Annotated in this window: 13 protein-coding genes; 6 read left to right on the forward strand and 7 right to left on the reverse strand. The window is 41.5% G+C overall.

Annotation, left to right across the window (positions count from 1 at the left end):
* Nucleotides 1-358 precede the first annotated feature (358 nt).
* Together V7K32_RS11015 and V7K32_RS11020 are read right to left on the reverse strand one after the other, a co-directional pair.
* Nucleotides 359-1,330, reverse strand: a complete 972-nt coding sequence (locus V7K32_RS11015; RefSeq protein WP_334993037.1) for a DUF362 domain-containing protein — start codon at nt 1,328-1,330, stop codon at nt 359-361.
* Between the two features lie 95 nt (nt 1,331-1,425).
* Nucleotides 1,426-2,847: an aspartate ammonia-lyase gene (locus V7K32_RS11020; protein WP_334993039.1), complete on the reverse strand. Its 1,422-nt coding sequence runs from the start codon at nt 2,845-2,847 to the stop codon at nt 1,426-1,428.
* Nucleotides 2,848-2,991: 144 nt separating this feature from the next.
* Here V7K32_RS11020 and pgsA point away from each other — a divergent pair, with 144 nt between their 5' ends.
* Both pgsA and V7K32_RS11030 read left to right on the forward strand, forming a co-directional pair.
* The gene (gene pgsA / locus V7K32_RS11025; protein WP_334993041.1) at nt 2,992-3,519 is read left to right on the forward strand and encodes a CDP-diacylglycerol--glycerol-3-phosphate 3-phosphatidyltransferase; all 528 of its coding nucleotides are present in this window, start codon (nt 2,992-2,994) and stop codon (nt 3,517-3,519) included.
* 157 nt (nt 3,520-3,676) lie between these two features.
* Entirely contained in the window at nt 3,677-4,591 is a 915-nt protein-coding gene (locus V7K32_RS11030) for a S66 peptidase family protein (protein ID WP_334993043.1), read from the forward strand.
* A 28-nt stretch (nt 4,592-4,619) separates the two neighbouring features.
* Here the strand turns inward: V7K32_RS11030 and V7K32_RS11035 are convergent, their stop codons facing one another.
* Both V7K32_RS11035 and V7K32_RS11040 read right to left on the reverse strand, forming a co-directional pair.
* On the reverse strand, nt 4,620-5,663 hold the full coding sequence (locus tag V7K32_RS11035) for a glycosyltransferase family 4 protein (RefSeq protein WP_334993045.1): 1,044 nt from the start codon (nt 5,661-5,663) through the stop codon (nt 4,620-4,622).
* Between the two features lie 120 nt (nt 5,664-5,783).
* Entirely contained in the window at nt 5,784-6,527 is a 744-nt protein-coding gene (locus V7K32_RS11040) for a class I SAM-dependent methyltransferase (RefSeq protein ID WP_334993047.1), read from the reverse strand.
* Between the two features lie 522 nt (nt 6,528-7,049).
* On the opposite strand from V7K32_RS11040, the gene V7K32_RS11045 reads away from it, so the two are divergent.
* The gene (locus tag V7K32_RS11045; RefSeq protein ID WP_334993049.1) at nt 7,050-8,369 is read left to right on the forward strand and encodes an ABC transporter substrate-binding protein; all 1,320 of its coding nucleotides are present in this window, start codon (nt 7,050-7,052) and stop codon (nt 8,367-8,369) included.
* A 213-nt stretch (nt 8,370-8,582) separates the two neighbouring features.
* Here the strand turns inward: V7K32_RS11045 and V7K32_RS11050 are convergent, their stop codons facing one another.
* Nucleotides 8,583-9,317 carry a hypothetical protein gene (locus V7K32_RS11050; RefSeq protein WP_334993051.1) on the reverse strand — a complete coding sequence of 245 codons (735 nt, stop codon included), beginning with the start codon at nt 9,315-9,317 and terminating at the stop codon, nt 8,583-8,585.
* A gap of 278 nt (nt 9,318-9,595) precedes the next feature.
* Here V7K32_RS11050 and hemE point away from each other — a divergent pair, with 278 nt between their 5' ends.
* From hemE to V7K32_RS11065, 3 genes are all read left to right on the forward strand, one after another.
* Nucleotides 9,596-10,657, forward strand: coding sequence for a uroporphyrinogen decarboxylase (gene hemE / locus V7K32_RS11055; RefSeq protein ID WP_334993053.1), 1,062 nt, complete (start codon nt 9,596-9,598; stop codon nt 10,655-10,657).
* 196 nt (nt 10,658-10,853) lie between these two features.
* Nucleotides 10,854-11,813, forward strand: coding sequence for an NAD-dependent epimerase/dehydratase family protein (locus tag V7K32_RS11060; protein ID WP_334993055.1), 960 nt, complete (start codon nt 10,854-10,856; stop codon nt 11,811-11,813).
* A gap of 328 nt (nt 11,814-12,141) precedes the next feature.
* Nucleotides 12,142-13,740 carry a B12-binding domain-containing radical SAM protein gene (locus V7K32_RS11065; protein ID WP_334993057.1) on the forward strand — a complete coding sequence of 533 codons (1,599 nt, stop codon included), beginning with the start codon at nt 12,142-12,144 and terminating at the stop codon, nt 13,738-13,740.
* 191 nt (nt 13,741-13,931) lie between these two features.
* On the opposite strand, the gene dnaN is transcribed toward V7K32_RS11065, so the two are convergent.
* Both dnaN and V7K32_RS11075 read right to left on the reverse strand, forming a co-directional pair.
* Complete coding sequence (dnaN, locus tag V7K32_RS11070; protein WP_334993059.1) at nt 13,932-15,095, reverse strand: DNA polymerase III subunit beta; 1,164 nt, start codon at nt 15,093-15,095, stop codon at nt 13,932-13,934.
* 155 nt (nt 15,096-15,250) lie between these two features.
* Nucleotides 15,251-16,045: an SAM hydrolase/SAM-dependent halogenase family protein gene (locus V7K32_RS11075; protein ID WP_334993061.1), complete on the reverse strand. Its 795-nt coding sequence runs from the start codon at nt 16,043-16,045 to the stop codon at nt 15,251-15,253.
* Between the last annotated feature and the right edge of the window lie 136 nt (nt 16,046-16,181).

A 16,181-nucleotide genomic window follows, 5' to 3' on the forward strand; every position in this document is an offset into this window, starting at 1 on the left:
TACAGAACACAAAACCGCAAAAGTACTGAAAATATATCAGTGCCATTGATTGTTATACAGTAGTTATACACAAAAATATTTGACATTAAAGAAGAAATGGATAGCAATGATTTTTATAACCAACGATAGTTACCGAATAAATACAGATGCATCAACGTTGTGCAGCATCGATTCAGTAATATTACTAAACAAATATTTGAGAATTTAAATTTTAAAATTTCCGTAATATCACAGTAATTTTGTCAATTTATATAGGGTATTGGGCATGGGGCATAGTGAAGAAGACTTAGGGACAAGGAGAAAGACTTGTTGCAACTTCTCACCTCTTGTCCCCTCATCCCCCTCATCTCCCTCATCCCTACTCCCTTCCATAAACACTCATAGGTTCCTTGATAAATCGGGTGTAAAGATGCTTAAACGTAGACTTAATCACACGGGGCATACCAAAATCGATGGGCATCAACTTGTCTGGTAGCCGCCAATCTTGTATTTTTAATAAGTCAGGATTTAAATGCGGAAACTCTATGGCATCTAGTTCTGGACAAACTCCCAGCCTTTGGGAAGCTGCAACTGTGGGTACTTGTTCAGGAGGAACATTGAGAATTTCTACCATTGCTCGATCTAAGGCAAATATATCTGATGCGGCTGCTAAAATCCCCAGGTGGCGAGGTTCACCATTACTGGGTCCATTTCCTTGATGACCGATGATGCCATCTAATATGGTTAAGTTAGGGTTAATTGCCCTAGCAGTTTCTACTAACATCTCACCAAATCTATTCGCATCTTTTCCAGCTTCGATATGCCACCAAGCTTTCATTTTGCCGGGGACGCAACCAAACAAGTTTTTTACACCCAGTGTTAATGTTAGCTGGGCATGTGATTTCACTTTAGGTAGGTTAATCACTACGTCTGCTTCCATTGCTTCTTTAGACAGCCGCAGATGGTTAAAATTGTCACTGACGGTTTGGTAACGCTGACCATGAAAATCGATGATGGGAAGATTGAGTTCTTCTAAAATAGGCAGATAGCCATTTGCTACTGCTACGCCCTTAGCACTGCCAAAAGCAGGACTATCGCCCAAAAAGGGCTTACCGCCAACTTCAATTACCATCTGGGCAACTTGATAAACTAGTTCGGCACGGGTGATACACTCTTTACCAGGACGCGTCCCTGTAAGTAGATTCGGTTTTAGTAAAACGCGATCGCCTTTTTTCACAAACGCTGCCATACCTCCAAAAGGTTCCAGGAGAATAACTAAGGATTCTCGTAAAGCCTCTCGTTCGTAGGATGTAGCCCGAATAAGACTAACAGATGGTTTTTGAGTCTGCATGGATAGATAGGGGATAGAGGGAGTTAGGAGTTAGGAGTTAGGAGTTATGAGTATGAGGGACAAGCAATGCCCAATGCCCAATACCCCATAGCCTATTATTCTGTTTTGAGCGGTAAGATACCACTCATTTCTTCTAGATTTAAGACTGTAGCTAAGTCTGTTTCACTCATCAATCCGCGTTCTAAGACAATTTGCCGTAGGGGTTTACCGGTTTCTAAAGATTCTTTGGCGACAGCAGCAGCATTTAAATAACCTATGTGGGTATTTAGTGCGGTTACTAAAGCTAAACTGCCTTCGGCATAAGCTAAACAACGTTCTTGGTTTGCAGTAATTCCCTCGATGCAGCGTTCGGTGAGTGCGGCGATGGTATTACCCAGAATTTCGATGCTGTGAATCAAGTTATAGGCAATTAGTGGCATCATCACATTTAATTCTAATTGTCCGGCTTGTGCGGCTAAAGCGATCGCACTATCGTAACCCATCACCTGAAAACACACCATTGATGTCATCTCTGCCATCACTGGGTTATATTTCCCTGGCATAATCGAGGAACCGGGTTGCACTGGGGGGAGTTGAATTTCTTTCAAACCAGTTTTTGGCCCCGAATCCATCAGTCGTAAATCATGAGATATTTTGACTAAATCTTGCGCTAAGTTGCGTAAAGCACCGGAAACATTTACAAATGGTGCCATACTTTGCATGGCTGCCATAAGATGCAGTGCAGGTTCTAAAGGAGTATCAATCAATTCTGAGAGAACTTCTACCACACGGGCGCGATACAAAGGATGAGTATTTAACCCGGTTCCGGCTGCACTACCTCCCAAACCCAACACCATCAAATCACCAGAGGCGGTGTAAATCCGGTTTTGATGTTCTGTAAGAATTTGCGCCCAAGCTCGAAAATTCTCACCCAAACGCACGGGTACTGCGTCTTGTAAGTGGGTTCTGCCAGATTTAACGATATCTTGAAATTCTACAGCTTTGTTTTCTAAGGATGCGATCGCATGATCTATTGCTGGGTGTAATGTCTTGGATAATGCCAATAATCCACCAATCCGAATTGCGGTAGGAATCACATCATTGGTAGACTGCCCATAATTAACGTGATCATTGGGACTAACACGTTTATAATTGCCTTTTTCTTCCCCAAGAATTTCTAAGGCGCGGTTTGCCAAAACTTCGTTGACATTCATGTGGTGGGATGTTCCAGCCCCCGCCTGATAAACATCCACGACAAATTGATCCCGGAACTTCCCAGCCAGGATTTCATCGGTTGCTTGGACAATCGCCTGACTAATTTCTTGGGGAATGCAATTTAGTTCTCCATTCACAATTGCTGTAGCTTTTTTAATGATTAATCCAGCATTTACGTAAGTAGATAAAGGCTTTATGCCGCTAATATGGAAGTTTTCGATAGCCCGAAGCGTTTGAATGCCGTAATAAACGCTACTAGCAATTTGGCGATCGCCCATCGAATCGCGTTCGATGCGGAATTGAGAGTCTGTGTGTTCAGTCATAGTATTGTTTTAGGATAGCTACAGAAAACAGATTTTCCCATGCAGCCATACTCAGATACACTAATCTGCATAGATTTTGCATATTTCCCTGGCTGCTTGTTGCTTTACAATTGTTAATTTTGAAGTTTGATTTTTTAATTCCCTATGACTATACCCAACTGGATTACCTTTTCTCGTCTATTGGGGATACCATTTTTGCTTTACGGTTTATATAATCCCACACCTCAAGCTCAGTGGATATGTTTGGCGATTTTTATCATTGCTGCATTAACTGATTGGTTAGACGGCTATTTGGCGCGGAAACTCAACCAAATTAGTGAATTGGGTAAATTTCTTGATCCCTTAGTGGATAAACTTCTGGTACTAGCGCCGTTGTTGGTTTTTATTGAACTAGGAAAAGTACCAGCTTGGGGAGTGTTTTTGATTTTAGCGCGAGAATTAGCGATCGCTGGTTGGCGGGTGAATCAAACGACGATTACCGGGGCGAATATTTGGGGTAAACTCAAAACTGTTAGTCAAATAGTTGCGATCGCACTTTTGATTGCGCCTCTGGGTGAAGTGTGGCAAACTCCCTCTCTAATTGCCTTTTGGATTTCTGTCGCCCTGACTTTAATCTCTGGGGGTATTTATCTTTTGCCGCAAAAAGCTATAACTTATGAAACGACAATATAGTATTGTTAACTCCAAACTCCAAACTCCAAACTCCTAACTCCTAACTCCAAACTCCAAACTCCTAACTCCAAACTCCAAACTCCAAACTCCTAACTCCTAACTCCTAACTCCTAACTCCTAACTCCTAACTCCTAACTCCTAACTCCTAACTTTTTTCATGCCATCCAAAATCTTACCACCGCCCCTGAAACCTGGAGACTTACTACGAGTAATTGCCCCTAGTGGTGCTTTGCGAGAATTTGAGGCATTTGAACGGAGTCTAGAAATTTGGCGATCGCATGGTTATCGAATAGAAATAAGTCCTAAGATAGATGACAAGTGGGGTTACCTAGCTGGTAAAGACGAAAAGCGTCGTCACCAACTAGCAGCAGCATGGCAAGATCCTGATTGTCGTGGTATTCTCTGTGCCAGAGGTGGTTTTGGCAGCACCCGTATTTTAGAAGATTGGAATTGGCCAAACTCAGCGCTTCCCAAGTGGCTTATAGGCTTTTCTGATATCACAGCTTTATTATGGAGCCTTTATACAGCAGGAATTTCCGGCGTTCACGGCCCCGTACTGACGACTTTGGCAGATGAGCCAGATTGGTCTATTGAGAGATTATTTGATTGGGTAGAAGGTAGTTCTTTCGCCCCTCTCAAAGGTTGCGGGTGGGGGGGCGGCGTAGTTAGTGGTACTTTATTACCAGGTAATCTCACTGTGGCTACTAACCTTTTAGCTACACCAATTTTGCCACATCTCGATGGTGTAATTCTGGCGCTGGAGGATATTACAGAAGCACCTTATCGGATTGACAGAATGCTGACACAGTGGCGTTTGAGTGGTGCTTTATCTCAAGTCTGCGGTATTGCTTTGGGCGGTTTTACTCGCTGTGAAGCGCCGCCAACTGTGTCTAGCTTTAGTGTAGAAGAAGTATTGCGCGATCGCTTGGGTGATTTGGGTATTCCTGTTGTTTCTGATTTGCCTTTTGGTCATGATAGCCCCAATGTAGCCTTACCAGTGGGAGTAGAGGTAACTTTAGATGGGGATGCGGGAATATTAGCGATGCCTACGGCGGCAAGCTACGCGCCATAGTTGACGGCAAATATTGATTGGTAGTATATCAGTTTTTCAGAATTTTTTGAAACCACTCTTCGGTGCGATCGCCCATCGCCTGCAAAGAGTATTCAGTTTCTGCTTTCTGGCGACAAGCATAACGGTCAAGTTCATCCAGACGCTTAATAGCTTCTACTAAACCTTGGACACTATCAGGTTCCACCAAAAAGCCAGTTTTGCCTTCCTGGATAATTTCTGTTAAACCACCCCGACGATAACTAATCAAAGGCACACCGCAAGCAAGCGCCTCTAGTGCCACATTAGGATAAGCCTCTATCCATCTGGGAGTGATTAATAATGCTCGACACTGACCTAATTCCTGTTGAAGTTCGTGCGTTGGTAAAAATCCTCCGTATTCTATGGGAGCATCAGGGTATTCCTGACAAATTTGCTCCCAATAGGGTACATCCTGTATTAATCCAAAGATTTTCATCGGTATACCCGTAATTTTGGCTGCTGCTACAGCATCTTCTAGCCCTTTTTCTGGCGCTATCCGACCTACCCAACCCAGGTAAGAACCAGGTTGAGTGCAAAACTGATAAACAGATAAATCTATGCCATTTACTAAACATCTACATTTATCTGCAAATGTAAAAGTAGCTGCCTGAGTTTGACCATGAACGCCAATAGTACCTGGAAAATTATTTGCTACCTGTTCAATTATGCCATCCATAGCATCTGTCAAAGAACCCATACTGATCAGATGAGCGATCGGAGTATTAAAAAATGGTGTTAAATACAATGGCAGCCAATCATAAGCAAAATTCACAATCAGATCATAATCTGCTTGCACTTGCCGAGCATAATCCCACATATTCGCCACAACAGAATTTTCCGAAATAAAAATTGGATCGGTACGAGTCTGATTTTGGGCTGGTATCTGGAGTTCGCCAGGGATTTCTTTAATAGGTAATGAACTGCTAAAAGACCCTTGTGGTGCAACAATTTCTAATTTGTGTCCTCGCCGCAGCATCTCTTTAGCAATGTTAGAAATGGTCAACTCCACTCCGCCACCCAATCCTGAACCTAGTGAACCAATTGGAGTAGACATAAATAATAATTTATGGTACATTTTCGTCGTTAATGTATTTTCATCAAGATCATTTTTTTACCTAAACAATGTACTTATTGGGTTTCGGTATCACTCCACCCAAAAGACATTAAGTCGAATTTAACTCTGCTTCTGGTAACAACGGGTTGTAATGAGATAAGGGTGAAAAACCTCTAAAAATTGACTCTGAAGTGTACGGAAAAAGGTTTCGATTGCTTTGGGATCATCTAAATGAAAAGGGTATTCTTGATTAAGACCTTTAAAGAAATACCAATTCATTATCATCTTACCATCAGAGTTCAAAGCTTGATAAAATTGCAATAACTGCTCGCTAGGATCTAACAAATGCTCTAAAACATCAAAGCATAAAATCGTATCAAATTTCTCTTTTCCAGGCATTTCAAGAGCAAAAACTATTTTTTTATCCAATCCCATTTTCTCAGAGCGATACTCAACAAAATCACGATTTATCGGATTTATATCATAATAGATTACTTGCTCAACTTGTGGGCAAAGAGCAGCGCCAAGGGCATGAGTTCCTATTCCACCACCAAAATCTAGCACTCGACCTTGGGCAGAATCTGCAATCAACCGCAACATATCTCCAATATACTCATGACTTGACAGATGCCAAGCCCCCAATTCAAATAAGTAAAGTTCTCCTACTTTATCTCGGTAGAAAGCACTTGCTTCTTGCCAATTAAAATCTTTGTGTCCTAAGTTTTTTATTTCTTCTTGTGCTGCTGCTAACTTTGTCTCTACGGTTTCTGCATCTAAATGTAAAAAATCTTGTAGATGATGCTTCAAATGAAATGAATTTTCTAAAAAGCTACTTAAAAAATAAGGCGTGATAGAGCTTACCATAAAATTTGGGTCACAAGGGAATAACGTATTATACTATACAATCAATATCTGCTAGTTTAACTTATTAGCACTCATGAAGATTCAGATAAAATGTAGTATATTGGAGCAACTTTTTCTAAAATAGAGATTAAGATAGATTTTTTAATGAAAATGGTCTTAGTTGCTGGAGGTTATATTCCTGCACCTCCCTTATTAAATCCTATTTGAACTCTGATGCAAGATAATTTTTTTTTATATAATATTGAAAATTAAATAGATATTGTTAATTATAAAGATGTTAATCAACTCATAGATCAAATAAATATGGATAAGTCGGTAGGTGTAATTAAATATAAGATAAAACCTCAGCCTCAATCCCTCTCCTTATTATTGTCGGGGTCAGCCGGATTGAGGGTGAGGGTTGATATTTAATTTGACCCACTTACTTATCTTCAATACTTTTAATCTTTATATAATTGACTACACGGCGGTGTAGTTTAAAAAGGGTGAAATGATAGATACCCAACAAATCTAAAAATTGACATGAAAGTTAACTTTTTCCCATTTAAAATTCAAAAACTTTCCCGCCAGTTGACCAATTCTGTTTGGCGGCTTTCGCTGATAGGAATTATTCTGAGTATCTTTTTGATATTTTTATATGGTTGTCAGGGGACAGTCCAGAAAAATGATAGAGTAATTAATCTGAGTCTATGGCAATCAATTAATCCCCCTACTAATCGGGATGTGTTTGATAAACTAGTAGATAAATTTAATCAGACTCATAGTGATGTCCAGGTAAAATCTATCTTTATAGGTCAACCCCAATTGCCAAAAATATTAACAGCAGTTGTGGGCAATACATCTCCAGATATTTTGTCATTCGATCCTCAATTGACAGGTCAGTTTATGGAACTAGGGGCAATTCGTCCTTTAGAAAAATGGCTGGACAAATTTCCATTAAAGTCAGAAATTAGCCCCAATTTATGGGAGGGATTAAAATTAGACGGTCATCTTTGGTCAATCCCACTTTACACGGGCAATGTAGGGATTTTTTACCGACCTAAACTTTTTCAAGCTGCGGGAATTAAGCAAATTCCTAAGACTTGGGAAGAGTTAAGGGAAGTTGCTAAAAAATTGACCATAGATAGGAATGGTGATAATCGACCTGAACAGTACGGAATGTTACTGCCTTTAGGAAAGGAAGAATGGACTGTATTTACTTGGTTCCCCTTCTTATTAAGCGCTGGCGGAGAGATTGTAACAAATAACCGTCCAAATTTGACGAATCCAGGTGCGATCGCAGCCTTACAATTTTGGCAAAACCTATTAAAAGATGGTTCCGCAACTCTTTCTTCCCCAGAGCGAGGTTATGAAGAAGACGCTTTTATTGCAGGTCGCGTTGCTATGCAACTCACAGGGCCTTGGACTTATATAATGAAGTCCAATGTTGACTTTAACGTATTCCCTATACCTGCAAAAGTGAAACCTGCTACGGTGACAGCCACTGGAAATATGTATTTGATGAAGACTACACCAGAAAGAGAGCAAGCCGCACTCAAATTTTTAGAGTATGTTTTAAGTGAAGAATTCCAAACAGAATGGAGTATAGGGACGGGTTTTTTACCAGTTAACATTAAATCTGCCCAAAGTCAGGCTTATCAAAAATTTCTCCAGCAAAAACCTGTCTTGAAAGTCTTTATTGAGCAAATGTCTGTATCAGGTTCTCGACCAATTATTCCTGGCTATAGTCGCTTGTCTGACAGTTTAGGTCGAGCCATCGAAGCCACTATGCTAGGAGCATCTCCAGAAACAGCACTCAAACAAGCTCAAGCAAACCTCGATTCAATTTGGGATTCTCTATAATCTAGATGAAATCTAAAATAGACATAAGACATCTCCGAAAAAGAATGTAGAGACGCGAAATTTCGCGTCTCTACAAGGGTTCTGAATAACGCATATTTAATTTCTGGAGATGTCTATAGAACTGATATTAAATATGCGTTATCTATAACACTTGTCTTGACGTAGCAATGCTACGTCAAAACAATTCTTTTTCACTCATATCTCTAATTATGATCAACCAGAAATTCCACTCCGGCGATGTGAATTTATTTTCAAAGTACATAAGCCAATTGCTGGTATAGTTCCCAAAATTAGTGCTGTAAATCCTTGTTCAGTCCAATAGAGTATAAAAGTACGGTTTGCTTCTGGAATCAAATTTTGCACAATAAAAAGCAACCAAACCAAAATAGTAATCAAGAAGAAAGAGATTGAGGGTAAAAAATTCCACCACCAAATACCTGTTGTGTATCGTCTCAATACCAGCCATTGGCAAAGCCCCAGCCAAATACCAGAAATAATATATGCGATCGCAGACAAAAATCCCAAAATCAAAGTCTGTTCAGGAGATGATGAGACAATGGTTGAAATGTAGTTAATCCAAGCTTTAGAAACGCCGTTGGCAATCAGCCAACCAACGCTAGTAGCGAATAGCCACTGCCAAGGCAGTAAATATCGGTAAATAGCAAGAGCTTGATCGGCAGCAAAAATCACGGCAAATACAACATCGCTGAGACTTCTGGCAACAATGCTCCATATTTGTGGTTGGATTGCAACACTAAGTAAGCTTTGGAGAATAATTTTCTCTAAGGCGATACTAGCAACGCCACCCACAACCCATCCGATCAGGGTCATTAAGGTAAAATTAATAAAGAACCGCTGTCGCTGCGATCGCGGAATCAAAAACTTTCCTGGATTAGGCTCATTGTTAGCAGATGCAACACGATCGGGACTGTTAGAGTCAGTTTGCATAGGGAGTTAGGGAGTGGGGAGTGGAGAGTGGGGAGTGGGAGACAAGGGGACAAAGGAGACGAGGGATAAGAATAATAACCATGCCCAATGCCCAATTTCCAATCCTCAGTTCAATATTGATTCTTGTTTTATCCTATTTCTCACTCCTTAGTCCCCACTCCTTAGTTCCCACTCCCCACTCCCCACTCTTCTAATCTCCAAACCTGGTGAAAAAGCGTAATCCCAGAATGATAAGCTAAACAGTGGCATAAAAATTGTGACTTAGGATGAAGTGATAAATGGGTGTTTATTCAACGACTCCTCATCTCTTACGGGCTGCTCGTGGTGAAGTAGTAGATCGTCCCCCTGTATGGATGATGCGACAAGCGGGACGATATATGAAAGCATATCGAGACTTAAGAGAGAAGTATCCTTCGTTTCGCGATCGCTCCGAAATTCCAGAAGTAGCAATTGAAGTTTCTTTGCAACCCTGGAGAGCTTTCGGGCCAGACGGAGTAATTTTATTTTCTGATATTGTCACCCCATTACCGGGTTTGGGCATTGACATGGATATTGCCGAAGGTAAAGGGCCAATCATTCACTCGCCCCTCCGCACTCAAGAACAAATTGAACGTTTGCATCCTTTAGAACCAGAAGCAGCTCTACCATTTATCAAGACAATCTTACAAGCGCTGCGTTCGGAAGTAGGCGATAAATCAACGGTGTTGGGCTTTGTGGGTGCGCCGTGGACATTAGCAGCTTATGCAGTAGAAGGAAAAGGTTCTAAAACCTATTCCATCATCAAAAACATGGCATTTTCCGAGCCGACGATATTGCATCAATTGTTAGCTAAATTAGCAGATGCGATCGCTATTTATGCCCGCTACCAAATTGAGTCTGGCGCTCAAGTTGTGCAAATGTTCGATTCTTGGGCGGGTCAATTGAGTCCTCAAGATTATGATACCTTTGCTCTCCCCTATCAGCAGAGAGTTTTCCAGCAAGTCAAGCAAACCCACCCTGATACACCTTTGATTTTGCTAGTTAGCGGTAGTGCGGGTGTGTTAGAAAGAATGGCACAATCTGGCGCTGATATAGTCAGTGTAGACTGGGCAGTGGATATGGCAGACGCACGAGCTAGATTGGGTAAGCAAGTCAAAGTTCAAGGAAATCTTGACCCAGGCGTGTTATTCGGCTCTAAAGAGTTTATCCGCGATCGCATTCTCGATACCGTTCGCAAAGCTGGTAATTGGGGTCACATTCTCAATCTCGGTCACGGTGTCTTACCAGAAACTCCAGAAGAAAATGTTGCTTTCTTCTTTGAAACAGCAAAGGAATTAAATCTTGCAGGAGTTAAGGCTTGAGAGTGAGGAGTTATGAGTTAGGAGTTATAAAATTATCAGTTGCGAGGTGCAAAGTGATTTTTTTTATTCTTAACTCCTCACTTCTAACTCCTAACTTGATTCTTAGCTCCTAACTTGATTAATAACTCTTGATTGGGAACTTTTAACTTAATTCTTAACTCCTAACTCCTAACTCCTAACTTATTAAAATTTTAGTATGAGCCAGAAACGGATTTTAGTGACTGGTGCAAGTGGTTGTGTAGGTCATTATTTAACAGAAGCCTTAATTAAAGAAACAGATCACGAACTGTATCTACTAGTTAGGAACCCAAGTAAACTGCAAGTTGATACTAAAGCCCGTTCAGGTATCAACGTTTTGCAAGGTGATATGCAAAATATTCGTCAATTTGCCGATTTGCTATCTACAATTGATACGGCGGTACTCACAGCCACAGCTTGGGGTGGTGATGAGACATTTGATATTAATGTGGTTAAGACTATAGAGTTGCTCGAACTCTTAGATCCAGAACGTTGCCAGCAGGTGATTTATTTTTCGACAGCTAGCGTTTTGGATCGGTACAATCAACCATTAAAAGAAGCCGGGGAAATTGGGACAGATTATATCCGTTCTAAATATGAGTGCTTAGAGAAAAAAGAAAAATTAGCGATCGCACCCAAAATTACCACAGTATTTCCCACTTTAGTATTAGGCGGTGATGCCAAAAAACCCTATTCTCATCTCACATCTGGCATTCCAGAAGTTACGAAATATATTAATTTGATTCGCTTTCTAGAAGCTGATGGCAGTTTTCACTTTATCCACGGGCGAGATATTGCCACTGTCGTGCGATATTTAATCGATCATCCTGTAGAAAATGATCAACCACATCGGCTTGTTTTAGGTCAAGCACCGTTAACTGCTAATCAAGCAGTGAAAGAAGTTTGTGCTTATCTGGGCAAAAAGATTTACTTTCGCATTCCCATATCTATAGCATTAGCTAATTTGTTTATTATTCTGTTCCGCATTCAGATGGCCGCTTGGGATCGGTTTTGCATGAACTATCGGCATTTCACTTATGAAAAATTCATCAATCCTGATAGTTTCGGCTTGCCAAATTATTGTGCAACCATGACTGATGTTTTAAAAATTAGTGGCGTTAAAGGGGGTAAAAATTGAATGTAATCTGTGGCTTTTGACAACATTTGTAAAACATACCTATTCAATCAAAGACCGTATCGCTCAAACTTTGCGTCCCTCTGCGCTTTCCTTTGCGTTCCTTTGCGTTTAAAAAAGCTCCGAACTTACTTATACAAAACTATACTTAGTGAAGGAAATTGAGCATTAGGCATGGAGAAGAATGAAAAATTACCTCTTCCCCTCTACTCCCTGCTCCTCATTCAGGTAAAAATATCAGCGATAAAATAAAACAACTTTAATAAAAAGTCAATAGCTCTTAATTTTCGTTAGAGTGGGATAACAATCAAAGTGTGAGGATTGATACTACATGCGAATCCTGTTAGTGTATCCAATATTTCCCAAAACCTTTTGGTCTTATGAAAAAATCTTAGAGTTAGTCGATCGCAAGGTTTTATTACCACCTCTAGGTTTAGTAACAGTAGCGGCGATTCTGCCCCAAGAATGGGAATTCAAGCTAGTCGATCGCAACATTCGTGCAGCAACAGAAGAAGAGTGGGCATGGGCAGATGTGGTAATCCTCTCCGCGATGATTGTCCAGAAGCAAGATTTACTTGAACAAATCCAGGAAGCAAAAAAACGTGGCAAGCTAGTCGCAGTTGGCGGCCCCTACCCCACCTCTGTACCTCACGAAGTTGAAAATGTTGGCGCAGATTTTCTGATTTTGGATGAAGGAGAAATCACTCTCCCGATGTTTATTGAGGCAATCAAACGGGGAGACACATCTGGCACTTTCCGCGCCACAGAAAAACCAGATGTCACAAGCACACCAATACCCCGCTTTGATTTATTAGAATTAGATGCTTATGACATGATGTCGGTACAGTTTTCGCGCGGGTGTCCCTTCCAGTGCGAATTTTGCGACATTATTGTTCTTTACGGGCGCAAACCGCGCACCAAAGCCCCAGCCCAACTGTTAGCAGAATTAGATTATCTCTATGAATTGGGTTGGCGACGGGGTGTGTTCATGGTGGATGACAACTTTATTGGCAACAAACGAAATGTAAAATTGTTGCTCAAAGAGTTAAAAGTCTGGATGGCAGAACATAAGTATCCCTTCCGGTTTGACACTGAAGCTTCAATTGACTTAGCACAAGATGCAGAAATGTTGGAGTTGATGGTTGAGTGCGGATTCTCGGCGGTGTTTTTGGGAATTGAAACGCCGGATGAGGATAGTTTGCAAATGACTAAGAAGTTTCAAAATACTCGCAGTTCGCTAACTGAGGCAGTAGAAACCATCACCAGAGCCGGATTACGCCCAATGGCTGGGTTTATTATCGGGTTTGATGGCGAAAAAGCAGGTGCAGGCGATCGCATTGTCCGCTTTGCAGAACAAGCAGCGATTCCCTCTACTACCTTTGCCATGTTGCAAGCGTTACCGAACACCGCGCTTTGGCATCGCCTGAAAAAAGAAGGGCGACTACGAGAAAATCAAGATGGGAACATCAATCAAACAACATTGATGAACTTCCTGCCCACCCGTCCTCTAGAAGAACTTGCCAGAGAATATATTGAAGCCTTTTGTACTTTATACGACCCAGTACAGTACTTAGATCGTACCTATCGCTGTTTCTTGATGATGGGTTTGCCAAGTTGGAAAGCGCCAGCGAAAATGCCAGAGTGGGTGGTTGTGAAAGCGTTGTTAATTGTAATTTGGCGACAAGGCATCAAACGGGAAACCCGTTGGAAGTTCTGGCACCATTTGTTTAGCATTCTCAAGCGTAACCCTGGCGTTATTGAGCATTATATCTCTGCTTGCGCCCACAACGAGCATTTTCTAGAGTATCGCCAAATTGTGCGCGATCAAATTGAAAGTCAGCTAGCTGAATATCTCGCACAAGGTGCAGAAACGCCTTATGTGCTAGTGAAGGAAAAAGCCCAGGAAAAAGCGGAAGCGGTAGTCAGTTAGTTTCATTAGAAAATAATAAGTGATATCATGTCCGCTTGATTACTTATTAAACCCGAATCATCCCAAAGAGCCAAAGCTATACTTTGTCTTCCCTCTCCCATCTGACGGGAGAGGGGCTGGGGGTGAGGGAAAAGATTTAAGCTAAAATTGGGATGCTCCCTAAGGAAGGGGTTGGGGGTTAGGTATTCTTTTTAACTTCTCAGTTGCACCGGCATAGCTAAATAGGTCATTTTCAAACCTCCCAATGGCGTAAAAATCACTGGAGTTAGGCTTTGATTTAAGTGCATTTGAATTTCGGAAGATGGTAACTCTTTCAAGCCTTCCATCAAATATTTAATGTTAAAAGCAATTTCTATGTTTTCCCCAGAAATTTGGGCTGGCATAGACTCTCTACCACTCCCCACATCTTGGGCTTCACAAGATAAGGTAATTTCTTGAGCTTCGCTATCAATACTGAGCTTGACAATATTATTTTTTTGATCGGCTAGTACAGCAATCCGCTCTAAAGTGCTGACAAATTGTCGCCGTTCAATTGTCACTTGTCGCTCAAATTGGCGCGGAATTAGTTGTCGATAGGCAGGATATTGCCCTTCTAATGTGCGACTAGTCAAGCGTTGATTTTGCCATGCAAACACAACTTGACCTTGATCGAAATATAAAGCTACAGGTTCATCTGATGAAGCGCTATGAGCTAGCATTCGTTGTAATTCGCGTAATGCTCTAGCTGGTACTGTCACTTCTAATTGACTAGTTCCGCCTAAAGGACGCTCATTGCTAGTTTCTACCACTGCTAGGCGATGTCCGTCGGTAGCTGCAAATTCTAGAGTATCTTGTTTAACTGTTAAATGCACTCCCGTAAGTACTTGCTTGGTTTCATCACCACTAGTAGCAAACAATGAACCCCGTAATCCCTCAATTAATGCAGTGGTGGTGAGATGGATTACTTCTGTATTTTCAATTACAGGTAATTCAGGAAATTCTTCAGGCCCCATTGCTCGGACTTGGTAATGTCCACTCTTGGGTGTTAGTGTAACAATTAAACCTTCTCCACCAGGTGTTACACCTGTGAGGGCTGATTCATCGTCTAGAGTAATTTCGCCCTCTGGAAGACGAGAGGTGATGTCTACAAGTAACTTAGCAGGAAGTGCGATCGCACCACTTTGCCATACCTCTGCATTAAAGCTGGTGCGGATTCCCAAGCTGAGATCAAAGGCTGTTAAGCTTACTTGGTTAGTTTGGGCATCCGCTTGTAACAGCACATTGGCAAGTACTGGATGAGTTGGTCGTGAAGGTACTGCACGACTGACGAGTGAGAGGTTTGTACTAAGATCGCTTTGGGAGCAAACTAATTTCATAAGTCAGATTCAGCTGGTGAAAAATATCCTAACACCCTTAAGTGACGGAGTTCTTGTAAAGTCGCCTAAGTTTCTGAAAGTAATGCAAAGCAAGCTGTTCATGGGCGAATAGCCAGTGTGTGTCTTATTTGTTTACTGCCATTTGGGCTTTAGCCTTAATGTACCATTCGAGTTACTTGCTGATTTACACGGGGACGGCCAAAGCGTTCCCAAGCACTCCCTCCTCGCAGAAATAGCTCTAAAAAGCGCAATGGTTCTCCTGAATCGCCTCTTGACCAACCGGAACTACCAGGAGCAAAGGCCAAAGTTCCTTCAGAAACTTTGAAGCTGCCATCAGAATAGACTGCATCACTGACCACATCTCCAATTCGGATCACGATTTTGGTTTGAGGCTCCAAATTCAGTGTATGCGCCCCAATAGTTGTTTTGATGTTGCCGTAGCCATCAATCCAGGCTATTCTATCTGGTGGAACATCTGGGATTTGCTCACTCTTAAGACTATCTCCTAGAAGGCTAAAATCTTCATTCATAATGGCAGCCGCAGCCGGCGGAAAGACATCGCGTGAGCGAAATTGCGAACCACCACGAGAAACGTTGACCACTCGCAACTCCTTTGTATAGTCTTTGATAAAGGAGAGTGTGTAGCCTGCATTTACACCTACGACTTTTACACCATTGGATAAAAGGGCATAAGTTAGCCCTTCACCTTCATTGTCTCGACGGGCTTCAGGATCATCCTGACGAGGCGCACAGTTATGATAAATTAGGCGATCGCTATTTCCTGGGTTGAGTCCTAGTTGAGCAATCCAAAATCCCGTTGCCAATGTACTGAATGCTGGAACCGAAAGCAAATGAATTTGGGCTTGGGGAAAAGCCATCAGCAAACGCTGTGTGACTTCTGTAAATGCCGGATCTCCTGTACCGTAGTCTGCAATAACACAAATAAACATTCTGCTCCTCCTTCTGATGGGTAGTAATTTGCAATTAACCTAATTCATAATTCATAATTAAATACCCATGTAACATAATTATGAATTATGAATTATTCGCTCATCATGTGATTAAGGACTTCCAAAAAATAAATTA

It is taken from the genome of Nostoc sp. (assembly GCF_036917635.1).
Classification (GTDB): domain Bacteria; phylum Cyanobacteriota; class Cyanobacteriia; order Cyanobacteriales; family Nostocaceae; genus Nostoc.